20 protein-coding genes, 2 tRNA genes and 3 pseudogenes are annotated in these 21,743 nt (G+C 39.1%); all 25 read left to right on the top strand.

The features are described from left to right. Positions 1-31 precede the first annotated feature (31 nt). Positions 32-1,258: pseudogene (locus D8849_RS03060) on the top strand (L-lactate MFS transporter). Positions 1,259-1,455: 197 nt separating this feature from the next. Further along, positions 1,456-3,039, top strand: coding sequence for a degradosome RNA helicase CshA (gene cshA, locus D8849_RS03055; protein WP_125386163.1), 1,584 nt, complete (start codon positions 1,456-1,458; stop codon positions 3,037-3,039). Positions 3,040-3,294: 255 nt separating this feature from the next. Next, positions 3,295-4,083: a GTP-sensing pleiotropic transcriptional regulator CodY gene (codY, locus tag D8849_RS03045; protein ID WP_125386162.1), complete on the top strand. Its 789-nt coding sequence runs from the start codon at positions 3,295-3,297 to the stop codon at positions 4,081-4,083. Continuing rightward, positions 4,083-4,658, top strand: coding sequence for a cysteine hydrolase family protein (locus D8849_RS03040; protein ID WP_125386161.1), 576 nt, complete (start codon positions 4,083-4,085; stop codon positions 4,656-4,658). The genes codY and D8849_RS03040 overlap by 1 nt, the downstream gene beginning before the upstream one ends. A gap of 80 nt (positions 4,659-4,738) precedes the next feature. Then, positions 4,739-4,824: transfer RNA gene (locus D8849_RS03035), tRNA-Leu, on the top strand. Positions 4,825-4,854: 30 nt separating this feature from the next. Continuing rightward, positions 4,855-5,118 (top strand): annotated as a pseudogene (locus tag D8849_RS10760) (hypothetical protein); the annotation flags it as partial. Between the two features lie 172 nt (positions 5,119-5,290). Beyond that, positions 5,291-5,953, top strand: a complete 663-nt coding sequence (locus D8849_RS03025; RefSeq protein ID WP_125386160.1) for a hypothetical protein — start codon at positions 5,291-5,293, stop codon at positions 5,951-5,953. Positions 5,954-6,125: 172 nt separating this feature from the next. Further along, positions 6,126-6,803, top strand: coding sequence for a hypothetical protein (locus tag D8849_RS03020; protein ID WP_125386159.1), 678 nt, complete (start codon positions 6,126-6,128; stop codon positions 6,801-6,803). A 158-nt stretch (positions 6,804-6,961) separates the two neighbouring features. Further along, positions 6,962-7,678 (top strand): hypothetical protein, encoded by a 717-nt coding sequence (locus D8849_RS03015; RefSeq protein ID WP_125386158.1) that lies wholly within the window; start codon positions 6,962-6,964, stop codon positions 7,676-7,678. Beyond that, the gene (locus D8849_RS03010; protein WP_125386157.1) at positions 7,668-8,930 is read left to right on the top strand and encodes a Tle-like phospholipase domain-containing protein; all 1,263 of its coding nucleotides are present in this window, start codon (positions 7,668-7,670) and stop codon (positions 8,928-8,930) included. Before D8849_RS03015 ends, D8849_RS03010 begins: the two co-directional genes overlap by 11 nt. Beyond that, on the top strand, positions 8,918-9,334 hold the full coding sequence (locus tag D8849_RS03005) for a hypothetical protein (RefSeq protein ID WP_125386156.1): 417 nt from the start codon (positions 8,918-8,920) through the stop codon (positions 9,332-9,334). Before D8849_RS03010 ends, D8849_RS03005 begins: the two co-directional genes overlap by 13 nt. Beyond that, positions 9,328-9,642, top strand: coding sequence for a hypothetical protein (locus D8849_RS03000; protein ID WP_125386155.1), 315 nt, complete (start codon positions 9,328-9,330; stop codon positions 9,640-9,642). Before D8849_RS03005 ends, D8849_RS03000 begins: the two co-directional genes overlap by 7 nt. Positions 9,643-9,820: 178 nt before the next feature. Beyond that, entirely contained in the window at positions 9,821-11,098 is a 1,278-nt protein-coding gene (locus D8849_RS02995) for an ABC transporter permease (protein WP_125386154.1), read from the top strand. A gap of 12 nt (positions 11,099-11,110) precedes the next feature. After that, complete coding sequence (vex2, locus tag D8849_RS02990) at positions 11,111-11,743, top strand: ABC transporter ATP-binding subunit Vex2 (RefSeq protein ID WP_125386153.1); 633 nt, start codon at positions 11,111-11,113, stop codon at positions 11,741-11,743. Between the two features lie 285 nt (positions 11,744-12,028). After that, positions 12,029-13,408 carry an ABC transporter permease subunit Vex3 gene (gene vex3 / locus D8849_RS02985; protein ID WP_049510652.1) on the top strand — a complete coding sequence of 460 codons (1,380 nt, stop codon included), beginning with the start codon at positions 12,029-12,031 and terminating at the stop codon, positions 13,406-13,408. A gap of 141 nt (positions 13,409-13,549) precedes the next feature. Further along, a complete protein-coding gene (gene vncR, locus D8849_RS02980; protein WP_125386152.1) occupies positions 13,550-14,206 on the top strand; it encodes a response regulator transcription factor VncR in 657 nt (218 codons plus the stop codon). Further along, a complete protein-coding gene (vncS, locus tag D8849_RS02975; RefSeq protein ID WP_125386151.1) occupies positions 14,203-15,531 on the top strand; it encodes a sensor histidine kinase VncS in 1,329 nt (442 codons plus the stop codon). The genes vncR and vncS overlap by 4 nt, the downstream gene beginning before the upstream one ends. Positions 15,532-15,671: 140 nt before the next feature. Further along, on the top strand, positions 15,672-16,553 hold the full coding sequence (locus D8849_RS02970) for a class II fructose-bisphosphate aldolase (protein WP_001019001.1): 882 nt from the start codon (positions 15,672-15,674) through the stop codon (positions 16,551-16,553). Between the two features lie 283 nt (positions 16,554-16,836). Beyond that, on the top strand, positions 16,837-17,829 hold the full coding sequence (locus D8849_RS02960) for an ABC transporter ATP-binding protein (protein WP_125386149.1): 993 nt from the start codon (positions 16,837-16,839) through the stop codon (positions 17,827-17,829). A 1-nt stretch (position 17,830) separates the two neighbouring features. Then, on the top strand, positions 17,831-18,649 hold the full coding sequence (locus tag D8849_RS02955; protein ID WP_125386148.1) for an ABC transporter permease: 819 nt from the start codon (positions 17,831-17,833) through the stop codon (positions 18,647-18,649). 1 nt (position 18,650) lies between these two features. Continuing rightward, positions 18,651-19,436 carry an ABC transporter permease gene (locus tag D8849_RS02950; protein ID WP_125386147.1) on the top strand — a complete coding sequence of 262 codons (786 nt, stop codon included), beginning with the start codon at positions 18,651-18,653 and terminating at the stop codon, positions 19,434-19,436. A 100-nt stretch (positions 19,437-19,536) separates the two neighbouring features. After that, positions 19,537-19,609 (top strand) — tRNA-Thr (locus tag D8849_RS02945). Between the two features lie 389 nt (positions 19,610-19,998). Next, positions 19,999-20,421, top strand: a complete 423-nt coding sequence (locus D8849_RS02940) for a hypothetical protein (protein ID WP_125386146.1) — start codon at positions 19,999-20,001, stop codon at positions 20,419-20,421. A 69-nt stretch (positions 20,422-20,490) separates the two neighbouring features. Then, positions 20,491-20,913: a hypothetical protein gene (locus tag D8849_RS02935; protein WP_125386145.1), complete on the top strand. Its 423-nt coding sequence runs from the start codon at positions 20,491-20,493 to the stop codon at positions 20,911-20,913. Further along, a pseudogene (locus D8849_RS02930) lies at positions 20,906-21,739 on the top strand (cutinase family protein); the annotation flags it as partial. The gene D8849_RS02935 and the pseudogene D8849_RS02930, both read left to right, overlap by 8 nt. Between the last annotated feature and the right edge of the window lie 4 nt (positions 21,740-21,743).

The following is a 21,743-nucleotide window of genomic DNA, read 5'->3' as shown; positions in this document are numbered from 1 at the left end:
ATAGAATAAATGTTCGAAAATAGGAGGTTTTATGAAATTGAATCGTTATATTATTGCCTTTGCTGGAGTCATTTTACACTTAATGCTGGGTTCGACTTATGCTTGGAGTGTTTATCGCAACCCTATTATTGAAAAAACGGGATGGGATCAGGCTTCTGTTGCCTTTGCCTTTAGTCTAGCAATCTTTTGTTTGGGATTATCGGCTGCATTTATGGGGCGTTTGGTAGAAAAATTTGGTCCGAGAGTCATGGGGAGTCTATCTGCTTTTCTATACGCAGGTGGAAATATCTTAACAGGATTTGCAATAGATCGTCAGGAGCTGTGGTTGCTGTATCTCGCTTAAGGCATTTTAGGTGGGCTTGGTTTGGGAGCAGGCTATATTACCCCTGTGTCAACAATTATAAAATGGTTTCCTGATAAACGTGGTCTCGCAACAGGTTTAGCGATTATGGGGTTTGGTTTTGCTTCTTTATTGACTAGTCCCATAGCGCAACATCTCATCGCAGGGGTAGGGCTTGTAGAAACTTTTTATATTTTAGGCGCAAGTTACTTTATTATCATGCTCCTAGCTTCACAATTTATTAAGCGTCCAAATGAGCAAGAGCTTGCAATTTTATCTGTTTCAGGGAAAGAAAAAACAGCCTCTTTGACGCAAGGAATGGCTGCGAATCAGGCCCTGAAAAGCAATCGTTTTTATATACTTTGGATTATTTTCTTTATCAACATAGCTTGTGGTTTAGGCTTAATTTCAGCGGCATCGCCAATGGCACAGGAGATGGCTGGCTTGTCTACAAGTCATGCAGCAGTAATGGTGGGCATTTTAGGGATTTTCAATGGGTTTGGTCGTTTGCTCTGGGCGAGTTTATCTGACTATATCGGTCGCCCTCTAACCTTTAGTATATTACTGCTTGTCAATCTTTTCTTTTCTCTCTCACTTTGGCTCTTTACAAATTCCGTTTTATTTGTAGTCGCTATGTCTATTTTGATGACTTGCTATGGAGCTGGTTTTTCATTGATTCCAGCTTATCTCAGTGATATTTTTGGAACCAAGGAATTGGCCGCTCTGCATGGATATATTTTAACAGCTTGGGCAATGGCTGGTTTAGCAGGGCCTATTTTATTAGCAGAGACTTATAAAATGGCTCATTCTTACACACAAACCTTGTTCGTTTTTCTCATTTTATATAGTATAGCCTTGGCTTTGTCTTATTATCTAGGTCGTTCAATCAAAAAGGAAAACCAAAAACCGCTTACATGATTTTCTAGAGAAATTAGGCTATCTTTTGCTCTGGTCTTGTGTTATACTAGATAGGTTGCAAAGAAAACAGTACTTTTCTTTTGTGGAAAAGAAGCAACACGATTTTATATCCAGTATATGAAAATACGTCATAAAAAGAAAAGTATAAACTAAGCCCTATAGGGTGGCTTCGCACCACCTTTAGAAAGAAGAAGAACGTGAAATTTAATGAATTAAACTTGTCTGCTGATTTGCTAGCAGAGATTGAAAAAGCTGGTTTTGTAGAAGCCAGTCCTATCCAAGAACAAACTATTCCCTTGGCCCTTGAAGGCAAGGATGTTATCGGTCAAGCTCAGACTGGTACAGGAAAAACTGCAGCCTTTGGCTTGCCTACCCTTGAAAAAATCCGTACAGAAGAAGCGACTATCCAAGCCTTGGTCATCGCTCCAACTCGTGAACTAGCTGTCCAAAGTCAAGAAGAACTCTTCCGCTTTGGTCGTAGTAAGGGAGTCAAGGTTCGCTCAGTATATGGTGGATCAAGCATTGAAAAACAAATTAAGGCTCTTAAATCTGGTGCCCATATCGTGGTGGGAACACCTGGTCGCCTTTTGGACTTGATTAAACGCAAGGCCTTGAAATTACAAGATATTGAAACTCTTATCCTTGACGAAGCGGATGAAATGCTCAACATGGGCTTCCTTGAAGACATTGAAGCTATCATTTCTCGTGTTCCTGAAAACCGTCAAACTTTGCTTTTCTCAGCAACTATGCCAGATGCCATCAAACGTATCGGTGTTCAGTTTATGAAAGAACCTGAGCATGTCAAGATTGCGGCTAAGGAATTGACAACAGAATTGGTTGACCAATACTATATCCGAGTTAAAGAGCAAGAAAAATTTGATACCATGACACGTCTTATGGATGTGGAACAGCCTGAGCTTGCTATTGTATTTGGTCGTACCAAACGCCGTGTAGATGAATTGACTCGTGGTTTGAAAATCCGTGGCTTCCGTGCAGAAGGAATTCATGGCGACCTAGACCAAAACAAACGTCTTCGTGTCCTTCGCGACTTTAAAAATGGCAATCTTGATGTTTTGGTTGCGACAGACGTTGCAGCGCGTGGGTTGGATATTTCAGGTGTGACTCATGTCTATAACTACGATATTCCACAAGATCCTGAAAGTTATGTTCACCGTATTGGTCGTACAGGTCGTGCTGGTAAGTCAGGCCAGTCGATTACTTTTGTTGCTCCAAATGAAATGGGCTACCTTCAAATTATTGAAAACTTGACCAAGAAACGCATGAAAGGTCTCAAACCTGCAAGTGCAGAAGAAGCCTTCCAAGCAAAAAAACACGTAGCTCTCAAGAAAATTGAACGTGATTTTGCAGATGAGACTATCCGTGCCAACTTTGAGAAATTTGGTAAGGATGCTCGTAAGCTAGCTGCCGAATTTACTCCAGAAGAATTGGCAATGTATATCTTGAGTCTGACTGTTCAAGATCCAGATAGCCTTCCAGAAGTGGAGATTGCGCGTGAAAAACCACTGCCATTTAAACCATCAGGTAATGGCTTCGGTGGTAAAGCTAAGGGAGGTCGTGGAGGTCGTCATGGAGATGACCGTCGTGATAATCGCCGTGGAGACAACCGTCGTGGTGGTCGTCGTGATGATTTCAAAAAAGGAAGTCGTGGAAATGATCGTTTTGATAAGGAAAAACGTTACCGTAAGGATAATAAAAAACCACGCAATACTTCAAGCGAAAAGCAAACAGGCTTTGTTATTCGTAACAAGGGCGATAAATAAGAAAAAGCGGTTCAAAATGAATCGCTTTTTTATATAAGGAGACCGAATGGAAAAGAAAGATAAATAAAATAGATATATTATCTTCTTGTAATATTATAATACACAAAAATAGGGAGCTTGTCAATGGAAAAGAAGCAATTTAATTAAAAATATTCTTGTTTTTTCAAATTGCAATTAAATAAGCAATTTTCAGATAATAATTGAAAATTCAAGCTGTTTATGTTATAATGATAGCGATTAAATTCGAGGTGAAAAATGGCACATTTATTAGAAAAAACTAGAAAAATTACTTCTATTCTGAAGCGTTCGGAGGAGCAGTTACAGGAAGAACTTCCCTATAATGCGATTACCCGTCAATTGGCAGATATTATTGACTGTAACGCTTGTATCGTCAATAGCAAGGGACGTCTCCTTGGTTATTTTATGCGTTACAAAACCAATACGGATCGTGTAGAGCAGTTCTTCCAAACTAAGATTTTCCCTGATATATATATTCAGGGGGCCAACATGATTTATGATACAGAAGCCAATCTGACAGTTGATCATGATTTGAGTATTTTCCCTGTGGAAAGTCGTGCCGACTTTCCAGATGGTTTGACGACCATTGCGCCGATTCATGTATCAGGGATTCGCCTTGGTTCTTTGATTATTTGGCGCAATGACAAAGAATTTGATGACGAGGACTTGATTCTTGTTGAGATTGCGAGTACCGTTGTTGGGATTCAACTCCTCAACTTCCAGCGTGAAGAAGATGAGAAAAATATCCGTCGCCGTACTGCTGTTACCATGGCGGTTAATACCCTTTCTTACTCCGAACTCCGTGCTGTTTCAGCCATTTTAGGGGAATTAAATGGAAATGAAGGGCAGTTGACTGCGTCTGTGATTGCAGACCGTATCGGAATCACCCGTTCTGTGATTGTCAATGCCCTTCGTAAACTTGAGTCGGCAGGGATTATTGAAAGTCGCTCACTTGGAATGAAGGGAACCTATCTTAAGGTATTGATTTCAGATATTTTTGAAGAAGTGAAGAAAAGAGATTACTAATGACTAAGGCTTTGATTTCGATTGATTATACAGAAGATTTTGTTGCAGATAGTGGAAAATTGACAGCAGGTGCTCCAGCTCAGGAAATTTCGGAAGCCATTAGCAAGGTGACTCGCCTAGCTTTTGAACGAGGAGACTACATCTTCTTTACTATTGATGCTCATGAAGAAAACGATTGTTTCCATCCAGAAAGCAAACTATTTCCTCCTCACAATTTGATTGGGACTAGTGGACGGAATTTATACGGAGATTTGGGGACCTTTTATCAAGAGCATGGTTCAGACAGTCGTGTCTTTTGGATGGATAAACGCCACTATTCAGCATTTTCAGGGACTGACCTGGATATCCGTTTGAGAGAGCGGAGAGTGTCTACCGTTATCTTAACAGGTGTCTTGACGGATATCTGTGTCCTGCATACAGCTATAGATGCCTATAATCTAGGATATGATATCGAGATTGTTAAACCAGCTGTTGCTTCCATCTGGCCTGAAAATCATCAATTTGCCCTAGGTCATTTCAAAAATACACTCGGAGCTAAGTTAGTAGATGAAAATCTAAATGAAATTTCAGAGTAATTTGGTTGATGAAATGAAAAATTTTTGAAAAAAGTGTTGACAAGAGTCCTAAAAGTTGATATACTAGTAAAGTAATCGACGCGGGGATGGCGGAATTGGCAGACGCGCAGGACTAAGGATCCTGTGACCGCTTTAGGTCGTGAGGGTTCAAGTCCCTCTCTCCGCATAGGATAAGAGTTAGCTTAGGCTAGCTCTTTTTTTATTTCAAAAGTTAACAATTAATCACTCTTTTCTATCTTCAATGTCTATGAAATCCAAGAGTTATAATGGCAATAACGGAGCATTTGATATTGATTATTTGGTTCGGAATCAAACTATCAATCAGTATTTTAAAAAAGATGAAAATGAACAAGCAACATTAGATTTTGGGAGCTCATACCGAAACGACGATTATTACTATTATTCAATAACTGTTCACTATGATAATGTTTATACCTTTATAGAAACGGTATCGAATTAAGGGGAAAATAAATGGTAGATAAAAAAATTGTGAGTAGTGGGAACGCTACTTTAGATCCGTCTAATCTGACTTACGAATTTGAATAAGATACAAGGAACTGTTTCTTTTATGGTATACTATAAGGGAATTAGGGTTAGCTATTTTATTGAATATTATAAATAAGGAGAAGGTTATGAAAAAACGCGTATTTCTCACAATGGTACTTTTAGGAGGATTGATCATGATAGGATTAACAGGATGTGGAGAAAATAAGAACAGCCGAGAATGGATTGAGAATAAAGTCTCTGAGGTTAGTCGAGTCTATCCAACCGAGGATCTGTTTGACTTGTTTAAGCAATTTCCGGAGGGGTTTAAAGTAAATCAAGTGTATATAAAACGTGGAACCTATCTTATTGAAATCACTTTACAAGGGGATAGTAGCAATCAAACGATTTCTGGAGTTCTAACTAAGACACGTGCTTCTGAAGATATTACTGAAAAGCCAGAAGAAACTATAAAAGTAGATTATGTTGATGGGAAGTTTATCTTTTCTGATGAGAAGAAGGCGAAAGAACTATGGCCTTTTGATGGATTTTTATTTCAAAAGTTAACAATTGATTACTCATTTCTATCTTCAATGTCTATGAAATCCAAGAGTTATAATGGCAATAATGGAGCATTTGATATTGATTATTTAGTTCGGAATCAAACTATCAATCAGTATTTTAAAAAAGATGAAAATGAACAAGCAACATTAGGTTTTGGAAGTTCATACCGAAACGATGATTATTTCTATTATTCAATAACTATCAACTACGATAATGTTTATACATTCATAGAAACGGTATCGAATTAAGGGGAAATTAAATGGTAGATAAAAAAATTGTGAGTAGTGGGAACGCTACTTTAGATCCGTCTAATCTGACTTACGAATTTGAACAAGATGCAAGGAATTGTTGCTTTTATGATATACTATAAGGGAAATATGATTAGTTGTTTTATTAATTATCATAAGTAAGGAGAAGGTTATGAAAAAACGCGCGTTTTTCGCAATATTACTTTTAGGAGGATTGATCATGATAGGATTGGCAGGATGTGGAGAAAATAAAAACAGTCGAGAATGGATTGAAAACAAAGTATCTGAGGTTAGTCGTGTCTATCCAACCGAGAATCTCTTTGACTTGTTTAAGCAATTTCCGGAAGGTTTTGAGATTGAGCAGGTCTATTTTAAAAAGAAAAGTGATGGAATTGACGATTTCATCACGGAAATTAAGCTGACAGGTGATGCAACATCGCATACAATAACAGGTACTCTTGTTAAAATTCCAGCGAAGGATGATGCACCAAAGAGCGATGAAGTGGTAGTAAGTGTTCAATATGTAGCCAATAAATTTATTTTTTCTGATGAAGAAACCGCTAAAAAAATATGGAAGTTTGATGGTTTCTTGTTTCAAAAACTTGGTATAGATAAAGGATTTTTAAGCAAATTATCATTAAAAAACAAACATTTTAATGGAAACAATGGTTCTTTTGATATAGATTATATTATTAAAAACACAACGATTAACCAATATTTTAATAAACAGCAACAAGCTGAAACAGTACTAGGATTTGGTAGTTCTTTGAGGTTAGATGACTTTTATTACTATTCTGTTACTGTTGATTTTAATGATGGCTATTATTTTAAGGAGAGAGTATCGAATTAGGAGAAAAGTATGAGTAAGAAAGATACAGCGAACAGTGGTATTGCTACTTTAGATGCAGCAAATCTTGAATAAGATGCAAGGAAACGTTGCTTTTATGGTATACTATAAGGGAATTATGATTAGTTGTTTAATTGAATGTTATAAATAAGGAGAAGGTTATGAAAAAACGCATATTTCTCACAATGGTACTTTTAGGAGGATTGATCATGATAGGATTAACAGGATGCGGAGAAAATAAGAACAGCCGAGAATGGATTGAGAATAAAGTCTCTGAGGTCAGTCGCGTTTATCCAACTGAAAATCTCTTTGATTTGTTTAAGCAATTTCCGGAAGGGTTTGAGATTAGAAGTATTGATACTTACGATGAGACGAAGGACTATTCTCGTTATCAGAAGATTGAACTCGTAGGAAATGCAGAAACAAAAGAAATAACTGGTAATTTTAAAAGAATAGAAGCTCGAGGTAATCCTTATGAAGAAAAAGTGCTTTTAGAAAGTCGTATTGTGTACACTGAAAAAGGATTGGAATTTTTGAATCCAGAAGTTTCTAAAGATGATTTGTTTTATGATGGTTTTTTATTTCAAAAGTTAGAACTAAATAAAGCAGTTCTATCTCGATTTGAACTCAAAAAAACGTACTATAATTGGGAGACTGGTGATGCTTCTATTACTTATAAAAATGTAAATAGTAAAATTATTCAGGACTACTTCCATATACAATCAAGTGAGTCGTTAGACCTTTTTATTAGTGCAGACCACTCTGCAACTATTGGCTATGAATACGGTTATCCTGTGGTTTTTGACGGAGAAAATATATCTCATTCAGAACTTATAACAGGAAAAAGTAAGAATATGGAGAAGATAGATGCCAAATAGTAATATTCCGACTCTAGATGCAGCGAATCTAACTTATGAATTTGAGAATGTGCGAGTTAATCAGGGAGCTACTGACAACAATGTACTTCAATATGTAGAAAAGTACTCTAAGAAAAAACTCCCTCCCAACCTCCAATATCTAGATGATTTTCATGATAAGTCCTCTGGCACAAGTGGTACAGCCTTCCTAGATAAGGACAGTGGAGAGGTGATTATAGCCTATACAGGAACGAATCCTAATGCGGATATAGTCAAGGATGTCGCTACAGATGTCGGTAGTATAGCCATGGCGCTCGGTTTTCATTATGATGAAGCTTTCACATTTTACGAAAGGATTCGACAGAGATATGGGGATAATATTACTCTAACTGGACATTCTTTAGGAGGGAACATCGCTCAGAGGGTGGCCTTAGAGTATAACGCTCCCCGTACTGTGGTATATAACTCAGCCCCTCTCTATTTAGAAGGTCTTATCGAATCTAAAGATAAAATCATAGATTATCTGACTCCGTGGGATTCGGCAAGGGAGAAGATAATCAATAAACAAAAGACATTCACAGGTCAAGTAGTACGAATCCGGACTCAAGATGACTTTCTTAACAATATCTCAAAGCCTTTTTTAGGTGTATACTTGGGAGAGGATTATCTCCTTGAAAATTCTGGTGGACACAGCCTTGATCCAGATATTACGGGTGATAAAAATCAAATTAACCAAATCAAGGATATTTTGGAAAAACAGAGCCCAGAGAAGATGACTAAACTTGAAAAGAAGAACTATGAGACCCTGAAGAAATTACAAGGTGTCAAAAACGGACTTCTAAAGCAGTTGAATACTCAATTTTTATCCGATGGTAGTATAAGTAGCCATGAGATGTTTTTCTTGGACAGCGTCCAAGCAACAGCTGTTGCGACAGCAATGACAGAGAGTGTCAGCAACGGACACAGTGAGATTGAGGCAGTGGCGAAAAAAGCAGTTGCGGAAGCTGAAACACTCTTCGATAAAAGTAAGGAAGTTCCTTGGTTCGTCACAGAATTAACTTATGATGAGATAGAGAATGTCTATGCGGAAGCTGGGGTAACGTATGATAGTATTGTGGGGGAGACTCAGAGACATTTTGATAAAAAAGTAAGTAAATCAGCTGCGATTGTAAAAGCTTTTACAGATTTGGAAACGAATATTCAGAAGGGTGTTGAACAAGCAGTTGAAGGAGATGAAAGCTTGGCAAGGGATATTAATCAATGGACAAACTAGAAGAAATTCAAATTAAAATAAAAAAGCAAGAAGAGGGACTTTGGTCTTTGGAGGATGACTATAGAACTGCTAAGAAGAAAATAGGAGAATCTTATGAGAGTTTAGATCATAATCGTTCTCAGTTGACCAGATTATATGAGGAATTTGAAAACATTGCTTATGATTTTAGTAGAAAGAATTCTGGAGATGAGAGAGAGCGCCACCAATTTCTGATACTCTTAGAATCTTATGCAGTTGAGACCAGGAGTGAGTATTTTCGTCAATATGCTAAAATAGAGGCAAAAGATGAAGAATTGCAGACTCAGTACCGAAAAGAGCGTTCTCGCTTAGAAAAAGAGTTAGAAGAGAGTTATAGTCGAAGAAGAGAACTATATGAGTTAGAAAGGGAGCAGAAAAAATGCTAGTGGATTTAGTCATAGATGCTTTGATTGGACCTATGTCAGAATCGGCCAGACGAGAAATCAAAAAAACATTGGAAAGGGCAGCTATCAAAGCCTTTTGTGCTCCTCCGATAATATCAGGTAAAAAAGATATTGTAGATAAGTACGATGAGGAGATAGGGATTCTTGCTATGACAAATAAGACAGCTGTAACGACTTTAGCAGCACAAATGGATAGCTCAATTAATGGTTTAGGACAAAAAGCAATCAGCGAGGCTGTTAGTAAAAATAGTAACTCTTTTGAAGATTTAAATCCGAAAAAGAAAAAATAGTGCTTTGACTATAACATGTTCCTTCGCGACTTCTCCTTGCAAATATTTTTTCAAATATAATAGAGCCTTTTGTTTTCATCAAATTCAAGTAGAGCAAAAAATTTTTGCTCTTTTTTTGTATTTCATAAACATTTCATATTTGGATTTTATAATAGTCTTACAAATATGGAGGTGACAAATGAATCCAATCCAAAGAGCTTGGGCTTATGTCAGCAGAAAACGACTGAGAAGTTTTATTTTATTTCTGATTTTATTGGTCCTATTGGCTGGAATTTCAGCCTGTTTGACTTTGATGAAGTCCAACAAAACAGTTGAAACCAATCTTTACAAATCACTCAATACCTCTTTTTCTATTAAGAAGATAGAGAATGGGCAGACTTTCAAGTTGTCAGACCTAGCATCTGTAAGCAAGATTAAGGGACTGGAAACTGTTTCTCCTGAACTCGAGACGGTCGCAAAACTAAAAGACAAGGAAGCAGTGAGTGGCGAGCAGAGCGTGGAGCGTGATGATTTGTCAGCTGCGGACAAGAACTTGGTTAGCTTAACGGCTCTTGAGGATTCATCCAAGGATGTCACCTTTACCAGTTCAGCTTTCAATCTAAAAGAAGGTCGACACCTTCAAAAAGGGGATTCAAAGAAAATCATCATCCACGAAGAGTTGGCTAAGAAGAACGGTCTTTCGCTTCATGACAAGATTGCCTTAGATGCTGGACAGTCAGAAGCTGGCAAAGGGCAAACAGTGGAGTTTGAGATTGTCGGCATCTTTTCTGGTAAAAAACAAGAGAAATTTACAGGATTGTCTTCAGACTTCAGTGAAAACCAAGTCTTTACAGACTATGAAAGTAGCCAAAGCCTTTTGGGAAATGGTGAATCTCTAGTCAGTGCAGCTCGCTTCTATGTAGAAAATCCTAAGGAAATGGACGAACTCATGAAGCAGGTAGAAAACTTGTCTTTGGAAAATCAAGGCTATCAAGTCGAAAAGGAAAACAAGGCCTTTGAACAAATCAAAGACTCGGTTGCAACCTTCCAAACCTTCCTAACCATCTTCCTTTATGGGATGTTGATAGCTGGAGCAGGAGCCTTAATTCTGGTTTTATCTCTCTGGTTGAGAGAACGGGTCTACGAAGTGGGGATTTTACTGGCACTTGGAAAAGGCAAGAGCTCAATCTTCCTACAATTCTGTTTAGAGGTGGTTTTGGTATCTCTCGGTGCCTTGCTTCCAGCATTTGTTGCAGGAAACGTAATCACAACTTACCTACTCCAAACCTTACTAGCAAGTGGAGATCAGACAGCCTTACAAGACACACTAGTTAAAGCAAGCGGTTTATCAGCCAGCATCCTATCTTTTGCAGAATCCTATGTTTTTCTAGTTCTGCTTAGTTGCTTATCTGTAGCTCTTTGTTTCCTATTCTTATTTAGAAAATCGCCGAAAGAAATTTTATCATCTATTAGTTAAGAAGGAGAAATCATGACTTTATTACAATTACAAGATGTTACCTACCGTTATAAGAACACTGCTGAAGCAGTCCTATATCAGATCAATTATAATTTTGAACCCGGGAAATTTTACAGTATTATTGGGGAGTCAGGAGCGGGGAAATCCACACTCTTGTCCCTACTTGCTGGTCTAGATAGTCCTGTTGAAGGTTCCATACTTTTCCAAGGAGAAGACATTCGTAAGAAGGGCTATTCTTACCATCGCATGCACCATATTTCCCTGGTCTTTCAAAATTATAATTTGATAGATTATCTTTCTCCACTGGAAAATATCCGCTTGGTCAACAAAAAGGCAAGCAAGGATACACTGCTTGAGCTTGGTTTAGATGAAAGTCAGATCAAGCGGAATGTTCTCCAGTTATCAGGTGGTCAACAACAACGTGTTGCCATTGCTCGTAGTTTGGTTTCAGAAGCTCCAGTAATTCTTGCTGATGAGCCAACTGGAAATCTAGATCCTAAAACTGCTGGAGATATTATCAAACTGCTCAAATCACTTGCCGAGAAAACAGGTAAATGTGTCATCGTCGTAACTCACAGCAAAGAAGTGGCACAAGCGTCAGATATTACACTTGAGTTGAAGGATAAGAAACTGACTGAAATATAGAATCTAGTTATTAAACTTTAAAATAGTATTAGTTGGTAACCAGATACGTGTATAGTAATAATAAACGAAGTGAGTCATTAACAACTATTTCCCGCAGTAGTGATAGTCTAGATAATAACAAAGTTATTATCTAGACCGGAATTTTTGAGATATGTGGCTCAAAAATTAGGGATGAAATTCCTATAGGAAGTTGCTCCCGTCCGCACAATCTAAGGGAAATAGTAAAAAATTATTTTATATAAGTTATAAGACATTTAAATAGAACAAAATCTAGAAAGGGAACCTATGTTACACAATGCATTTGCCTATGTTACAAGGAAGTTTTTCAAATCGATTGTCATCTTCCTGATTATTCTCCTCATGGCGAGCTTGAGTTTGGTCGGCTTGTCGATCAAGGGAGCTACTGCCAAGGCTTCTCAGGAGACCTTTAAAAATATCACCAACAGCTTCTCCATGCAAATCAATCGTCGCGTCAATCAAGGAACGCCACGTGGTGCTGGGAATATTAAAGGTGAAGATATCAAAAAAATCACCGAAAATAAGGCTATTGAGTCTTATGTTAAACGCATCAATGCCATTGGAGATTTGACTGGCTATGAACTCATCGAAACGCCAGATACCAAGAAAAATCTGACTCCTGACCGTGCTAAACATTTTGGAAGTAGCTTGATGATTACAGGTGTCAATGACTCCTCTAAAGAAGACAAGTTTGTCTCTGGTTCTTATAAGCTGGTCGAAGGAGAGCATCTAACAAACGACGACAAGGACAAGATCCTCCTGCACAAGGACTTGGCAGCCAAACACGGCTGGAAAGTAGGGGATAAGGTCAAACTAGACTCCAATATCTACGATGCAGACAATGAAAAAGGGGCCAAGGAAACAGTTGAAGTGACAATCAAGGGACTCTTTGATGGCCACAATAAGTCGGCAGTAACCTACTCACAAGAACTCTATGAAAATACAGCTATCACAGACATTCACACTGCTGCAAAACTTTATGGATACACAGAAGACACAGCTATTTATGGGGACGCAACCTTCTTTGTAACAGCGGACAAGAACTTGGATGATGTTATGAAAGAGTTGAATGGCATCAGTGGTATCAACTGGAAGAGCTATACACTTGTTAAGAGCTCATCTAACTACCCAGCTCTTGAGCAATCCATCTCTGGTATGTACAAGATGGCCAACCTCCTCTTCTGGGGTAGCTTGAGCTTCTCAGTCCTTCTCCTTGCCCTCTTGCTTAGTCTTTGGATCAATGCCCGTCGCAAGGAAGTGGGAATTCTCCTCTCTATCGGTCTCAAACAGGCAAGTATCTTGGGTCAATTCATTACTGAATCCATCTTGATTGCAATCCCTGCTCTTGTTTCTGCTTACTTCCTAGCTAACTATACAGCTCGTGCAATCGGAAATACCGTTCTTGCCAATGTCACTTCAGGTGTTGCCAAGCAAGCCAGCAAGGCTGCTCAAGCCTCTAACCTTGGTGGTGGTGCAGAAGTAGATGGCTTTAGCAAGACCTTGTCGAGCCTAGATATTTCCATTCAGACATCAGACTTTATCATCGTCTTTGTCCTTGCCTTGGTTCTAGTGGTTCTCGTTATGGCGCTTGCTTCAAGCAATCTCCTAAGAAAACAACCAAAAGAACTCTTGCTGGATAGCGAATAAAAAACTTGCTACCTATTCTCCTCTAAATGGGGTATAATATAGGTAGCATTTTTATCTATTTCATCTTGATAAGTCCTCTGTTTATCTGGATGAAACTGGGATAATTTACAAGAAATTTAAAGGAATGTGAAACGTTTTTCTATGAAAATTTTAATTGTAGAAGATGAAGAGATGATCCGCGAGGGGGTCAGTGATTATTTGACGGATTGTGGTTATGAAACCATTGAGGCGGCAGATGGGCAAGAAGCATTAGAAAAATTTTCCAGCTATGAAGTAGCCTTGGTTTTACTGGATATCCAGATGCCCAAGCTCAATGGCCTGGAAGTGCTAGCTGAGATTCGCAAAACCAGCCAAGTCCCTGTCTTGATGTTGACTGCCTTTCAGGATGAAGAATACAAGTTGAGTGCCTTTGCTTCGCTAGCAGATGGCTATCTGGAAAAGCCCTTCTCCCTCTCCCTCTTAAAAGTGAGGGTGGACGCGATTTTCAAGCGCTATTATGATACGGGACGAGTCTTCTCCTATAAAGATACCAAGGTGGACTTTGAGAGCTACAGTGCCAGTCTAGCAGGTGAGGAAGTAGCTATCAATGCCAAAGAGTTGGAAATTCTGGACTATCTGGTGAAAAATGAAGGAAGGGCCTTGACCCGATCTCAGATAATCGATGCCGTCTGGAAAGCGACAGATGAGGTTCCCTTTGACCGTGTCATTGATGTTTATATCAAGGAACTACGGAAAAAGCTAGACTTGGACTGCATCCTCACTGTGCGCAATGTTGGTTATAAATTGGAGCGAAAATGAAACGAACAGGTTTATTTACAAAGATATTTATCTATACCTTCTCGATATTTAGTGTTCTGGTTATCTGCCTTCATTTAGCTATTTATTTTCTTTTTCCTTCTACTTATTTGAGCCACCGTCAGGAAACCATTGGTCAGAAAGCGACAGCCATTGCCCAGTCCCTAGAAGGCAAGGATAGGCAGAGCATCGAGCAAGTCTTAGACTTGTATTCCCAGACTAGTGATATCAAGGGGGCCGTTAAGGGTGAGATGACAGAGGACAAGTTAGAAGTCAAGGACAGCCTTCCTCTGGATACGGACCGTCAGACCACCTCTCTCTTTATTGAGGAACGTGAGGTGACAACGCAAGACGGTGGTACTATGACTCTCCAGTTTCTAGCTTCCATGGACTTGCAAAAGGAAGCAGAGCAAATCAGTCTCCAGTTTCTTCCCTATACCTTGCTGGCATCCTTTCTGATTTCCCTCTTAGTAGCCTATATCTATGCTCGAACCATTGTTGCTCCGATTTTGGAAATCAAGCGGGTGACCCGACTAATGATGGATTTGGATGCCCAAGTTCGATTGCGCGTGGATTCTAAGGATGAGATTGGTGATCTCAAGGAACAAATCAATAGCCTTTACCAACACCTCTTGACAGTCATTGCGGATTTGCATGACAAGAATAAAGCTATTCTTCAACTGGAAAAGATGAAGGTCGAATTTTTGCGAGGGGCTTCTCATGAACTGAAAACACCTCTGGCTAGTTTGAAAATCCTAATCGAAAATATGAAAGAAAATATCGGTCGCTATAAGGATAGAGACCACTATCTGGGAGTTGCCTTGGGGATTGTGGATGAGCTCAATCACCACGTTCTCCAGATACTTTCTCTCTCGTCTGTGCAGGAGTTGCGAGATGATAGGGAACAAATTGACTTACACCAGATGACGCAAAGTCTCGTTAAGGATTATGCCTTACTAGCCAAAGAAAGAGAACTCCAGATAGACAATAGTTTAACCCATCAGAAGGCTTATCTAAACCCATCAGTTATGAAGTTGATTTTGTCTAACCTCATCAGTAATGCTATCAAGCACTCTGTTCCAGGCGGCTTAGTTCGCATTGGAGAAAGAGAAGGGGAACTTTTTATAGAAAATAGCTGCAGTCCAGAAGAACAAGAAAAACTAGCCCAGTCTTTTTCTGACAATGCTAGTCGCAAGGCCAAGGGGTCTGGGATGGGACTCTTTGTGGTTAAGAGTCTATTAGAACATGAAAAATTACCTTATCGTTTTGAGATGAAAGAGAATCGTTTGACCTTCTTCATAGCTTTTCCAAAAGCCGCCCAAGACTAGGAATAGAAAGGGTTTACATAGATGAAGCTAGAAGAAATTCAATCGAAACTGCGGGAAAAACTAGATTTTTTTATCAAAAAGTGATAAAATGAACAATGTAAATGGGATGACCCATAAAAATATACAGGAGGCCTGATAAAATGGCAATCGTTTCAGCAGAAAAATTTGTCCAAGCAGCTCGTGACAACGGTTATGCAGTTGGTGGATTTAACACAAACAACCTTGAGTGGACTCAAGCTATCTTGCGCGCAGCAGAAGCTAAAAAAGCTCCAGTTTTGATCCAAACTTCAATGGGTGCTGCTAAATACATGGGTGGTTACAAAGTTGCTCGCAACTTGATCGCTAACCTTGTTGAATCAATGGGTATCACTGTACCAGTAGCTATCCACCTTGACCACGGTCACTACGAAGATGCACTTGAGTGTATCGAAGTTGGTTACACTTCAATCATGTTTGACGGTTCACACCTTCCAGTTGAAGAAAACCTTAAATTGGCTAAAGAAGTTGTTGAAAAAGCACACGCTAAAGGTATCTCAGTAGAAGCTGAAGTTGGTACTATCGGTGGTGAAGAAGACGGAATCATCGGTAAAGGAGAATTGGCTCCAATCGAAGACGCTAAAGCAATGGTTGAAACTGGTATCGACTTCTTGGCAGCTGGTATCGGTAACATCCACGGTCCTTACCCAGCTAACTGGGAAGGTCTTGACCTTGACCACTTGCAAAAATTGACAGAAGCTCTTCCTGGATTCCCAATCGTATTGCACGGTGGATCAGGTATTCCTGATGAGCAAATCCAAGCAGCTATCAAACTTGGTGTTGCGAAAGTTAACGTTAACACTGAATGCCAAATCGCATTCGCTAACGCAACTCGTAAATTTGCTCGTGACTACGAAGCAAACGAAGCAGAATACGACAAGAAAAAACTCTTCGACCCACGTAAATTCTTGGCTGACGGTGTAAAAGCTATCCAAGCATCAGTTGAAGAACGTATCGACGTATTCGGTTCAGAAGGTAAAGCTTAATCTAGCTGAATGATACAGATGAAACCTACCCATTGGGTGGGTTTTTTGGTGTTTTAAGGAAACGACTATACCAGAATTTTTGATTAAAAGTATTATTTTAAGAGAAACATTTTCAATTCCATAAACTTTAGGCAAACGCTTGCATTCTAATTTTTATTGGATTATAATAGGTTGGTATAAAGCCTTTTGTAGTAATAAAATGTAGAAGGTTTAGAAAGTAAGGATTTAGAATGTTAGTAGTCAAAAATACAATGTTGCTATTCCTTACCATAGGGAGATAGATATGGCAATGATAGAAGTGGAACATCTTCAGAAAAATTTTGTGAAGACTGTTAAGGAACCGGGCTTGAAGGGGGCATTGCGCTCTTTTATTCATCCTGAAAAGCAGACATTTGAAGCGGTCAAGGATTTGACCTTTGAGGTGCCAAAAGGGCAAATTTTGGGCTTTATCGGGGCCAATGGTGCTGGGAAGTCAACCACCATCAAAATGCTGACAGGGATTTTAAAACCGACATCTGGTTTTTGTCGGATTAACGGCAAGATTCCGCAGGATAATCGCCAAGATTATGTCAAGGATATTGGGGTTGTTTTTGGACAACGTACCCAGTTATGGTGGGATTTGGCGCTTCAAGAAACCTACACGGTCTTGAAGGAGATTTACGATGTGCCAGACTCGCTCTTCCATAAGCGCATGGACTTTTTGAATGAAGTCTTGGGTTTGAAAGACTTTATCAAGGATCCCGTGCGAACTCTTTCACTGGGACAACGGATGCGGGCGGATATTGCAGCTTCCTTGCTTCACAATCCCAAGGTTCTCTTTTTAGATGAGCCGACCATTGGTTTAGACGTTTCGGTCAAGGATAATATTCGTCGGGCTATTACCCAAATCAATCAAGAGGAAGAAACAACTATTCTCTTGACCACTCATGATTTGAGTGATATTGAGCAGCTCTGTGATCGGATTTTCATGATTGACAAGGGGCAGGAAATTTTTGATGGAACGGTGAGCCAACTTAAGGAGACCTTTGGCAAGATGAAGACGCTCTCCTTTGAACTGGTACCAGGTCAAAGTCATCTCCTTTCTCACTATGAAGGCTTTTCGGATATGACCATTGATAGACAAGGGAATAGTCTTAACATTGAATTCGATAGTTCTCGCTACCAGTCAGCTGACATTATCAAGCAAACCCTGTCTGATTTTGAAATCCGCGATTTGAAGATGATGGATACGGATATTGAAGATATTATCCGCCGCTTCTATCGAAAGGAGCTCTAAGATGGTCAAATTGTGGAGACGTTATAAACCCTTTATCAATGCAGGTGTTCAGGAATTGATTACCTATCGAGTCAACTTTATTCTCTATCGGATCGGCGATGTCATGGGTGCTTTTGTGGCTTTTTATCTCTGGAAAGCTGTCTTTGATTCTTCGCAAGAATCCTTGATTCAGGGCTTTAGTATGGCAGATATCACGCTCTACATCATCATGAGTTTTGTGACCAATCTTTTGACCAGATCTGATAGCTCCTTTATGATTGGGGAGGAGGTCAAGGATGGTTCCATTATCATGCGCTTGTTGAGACCCGTACATTTTGCGGCTTCTTACCTTTTTACGGAACTTGGATCCAAGTGGTTGATTTTTATCTCTGTTGGACTGCCATTTTTAAGTGTTATTGTATTGATGAAAATCTTATCAGGACAAGGAATTGTGGAAGTACTGGGATTAACTATCCTTTACCTCTTTAGCTTAACCCTAGCCTACTTGATCAACTTTTTCTTTAATATCTGCTTTGGGTTTTCAGCTTTTGTGTTTAAAAATCTATGGGGTTCCAATCTACTCAAGACTTCAATTGTGGCCTTTATGTCAGGAAGTTTGATTCCCTTGGCTTTCTTTCCAAAGGTTGTTTCAGATATTCTGTCCTTCTTGCCTTTTTCATCCTTGATTTACACTCCAGTCATGATTATTGTTGGGAAATACGATGCCAGTCAGATGTTTCAGGCGCTTGCTTTGCAGTTTTTCTGGCTCTTAGTGATGGTGGGCTTATCTCAGTTGATTTGGAAACGAGTCCAGTCCTTTATCACCATTCAAGGAGGTTAGTATGAAAAAATATCAACGCATGCATCTGATTTTTATCAGACAATACATCAAGCAAATCATGGAATACAAGGTGGATTTTGTGGTGGGGGTTTTAGGAGTTTTTCTGACCCAAGGCCTGAACCTCTTGTTTCTCAATGTCATCTTTCAACACATCCCATCCTTAGAAGGTTGGACTTTTCAAGAAATTGCTTTTATCTATGGATTTTCCTTGATTCCCAAGGGGCTGGACCATCTCTTTTTTGACAATCTCTGGGCACTAGGGCAACGCCTAGTCCGAAAAGGGGAGTTTGATAAGTATCTGACTCGTCCCATCAATCCTCTCTTTCACATCCTAGTTGAGACCTTTCAGATTGATGCTTTTGGGGAACTCTTAGTCGGTGGTATCCTATTGGGAACAACAGTATCAAGCATTGCTTGGAGCTTTCCTAAATTCCTGCTTTTCCTAGTCTGCATTCCTTTTGCAACCCTGATTTATACTTCTTTGAAAATCGCGACAGCTAGTATCGCTTTTTGGACCAAGCAGTCAGGCGCCATGATCTACATTTTCTATATGTTTAATGATTTTGCAAAGTACCCGATTTCCATTTACAATTCTCTTCTTCGATGGTTGATTAGCTTTATCGTGCCATTTGCCTTTACGGCCTACTATCCTGCCAGCTATTTTTTGCAGGACAAGGATGTAATCTTTAACATCGGAGGTTTGATGTTGATTTCCCTTGTTTTCTTTGTCATTTCCCTTAAACTCTGGGATAGGGGCTTGGATGCCTACGAAAGTGCAGGTTCGTAGATAATAGAATATCAAAGCTTTGTCTTAGGACAGGCTTTTTTTAATAGAGATGAAAATTTCTTGACACCTATTCTCAGAGTGCTATACTGTAAGTGTAATCGCCGGTTTAGCTCAGTTGGTAGAGCAAGGCACTCGTAAAGCCTAGGTCACAGGTTCAATCCCTGCAATCGGCAAAGTGAAGAAGCTCAAAGCCTTGTCTTGGGACAGGGCTTTTTTATATTTTAGGAACATGCCTTGAAGCTAATTCTAGAGTGTTAAACTAGATGAAAAAAGAAGCAATAAGATGTAATTCAATTGCAGTTAGTCTAAATGAATGAAAAAGATGGGATAGCACCTTAGAATCAGATCTTGTAGGTTTTTCTTTGATTCCTATTATAGGAATTATTGGAAAGATAGTGTAAAAGGAATTTTATAGAAAATTTTTTTCAAATAAAATACTGATAAAGTACAGATATTGAGAGCGTTAGATTTTTGGTTAAGCTTTGAGGGGCGGTTCATGATAAAAAATTTTTTACATTCATGATATAATATGGCTATATTCACATGTTATAGGAGAATATTCATGAAAAAACGTACTTTGCTTTGGTTAGTTTTAGCCCTTGTAATTTTTGGAGGAGGAGCATGGATGGCACAGGAAACAAATCTATTTGGAGGAATAGCTCTGAGCCCACGGGCTAAGCAGTTGGCTTATCTGAAGGAGCATGAAGAAGATATGGCTGATTTTGTCAAGTCTTTAAGTCCTAAAGTTGAAAGTGTTCAGTTTGATTGGGATAGTATGAAGGTTGGTCAAGTAGGAAATGGAACTCCTCAAGGTGGAGGCTATATGTTGACACTTAGAGGAAAGGTAAATAATAATGATAAGACGAAATTCATGGTTGGATTTTCTTTAGACAATGATGCAAACAGTATACCAAAGGAATTTGGAATTTATGAAATGCAGCCTATAAGAATTTATAGGGATGGGGGATGGTATTATTATGACTAATAGTAATTTAAAAACCTTTGATAATTTTTATGTGGATTTAGCACAGTCAGCTTATTTAGGAGAACATTCATGAAAAAACGTACCTTACTTTGGCTAGTTTTAGGCCTTGTAGTATTCGGAGGAGGCGTATGGATGGCACAGGAAACAAATCTATTTGGAGGAATAGCTCTGAGCCCACGGGCTAAGCAGTTGGCTTATTTGAAAGAGCACGAGGAGGAAATGGCGAATTTCGTTAAATCTTGGAATTCTAAAGTTGAAAGTGTTCAATTCGATTGGGATAGTATAAAGGTTGGTCAGGTAGGAAACGGTACTCCTCAAGGTGGGGGATATATGATGACAGTGGACGGAAAAATCAATAATAATAAGGATACTGAATTTACATTAGGCTTCCCACTGAAACGTAATACAAATGAAATTCCAGAGAAGCTGGTCATTATCCAAATGCAACCTATAAGAATTTTACGAGATGGAGGTTGGTTCTTATATGAGTAATAGTAACTTAAAAACCTTTGATAATTTTTATGCGGATTTAGCACAAGCTGCCTATACTTTTCGACCAAGTAATTTTCCGCCACAAAATAATTCGGGAAAATTCAGAGAATTTGATTTTTCAAATGATGGATATATGTGGGATAAAGACGGGAATATAACAGAAATCACTAAAGGAGGCAAAAAACTTCCTCATGACGGTAAAGTCTACTTTCAGCCAGATCCTGAGTTACATACTGTGGAAGATAAGATAAAACTCCAAGTTGGTGATCCTGGCGGAGGGGTTCACCAAGAAGAGCCTCCTATCAAGCTCTATCAAAAAGGGCTTTTAACGGATGAGAAAGCTGGTTTCAATGCCTACTACTTAACGGATACACCAACCTTGACTAATGATACCACGAAAACCTATATGGCTATCCGCGGAAGTGATGCCATTAGTTATGAAAATTGGAACGATTGGATAGACAACGATGCGAAGTTTGCCCTCAACCACATCCATACCCCGCAAGCCAAGTTAGCGACGGCAGGAATGAAAGCTAAAATCGCTGAGATGCGCGAAAAAGCTCCACTTGCTACGATGGACATCACAGGTCACTCCCTAGGAACCATTGTCTCTGCGCAAGGGATAGCTGGCCTCACTGATGAAGAACTGAAGAAAATCGGCAAAGTAGTCCTCTTTGACGGTCCAGACACGACAAAGAGTTTAAAGAAAATGGGTCTCAGCGATGAGAAAATCCAAAAGATTAGCGAAAAGATAGAGTATTATGTCAATCCTTTTGATATCGTGGGGATGCTTAATCGAGAACACACCATTGCCAAATTACCTGGGTAAT

Source organism: Streptococcus mitis (assembly GCF_003942765.1).
Taxonomy (GTDB): Bacteria; Bacillota; Bacilli; order Lactobacillales; family Streptococcaceae; genus Streptococcus; species Streptococcus mitis_BE.
Note: the sequence above shows the minus strand (reverse complement) of the source record. Positions and strands in the feature narration are given on the sequence as shown.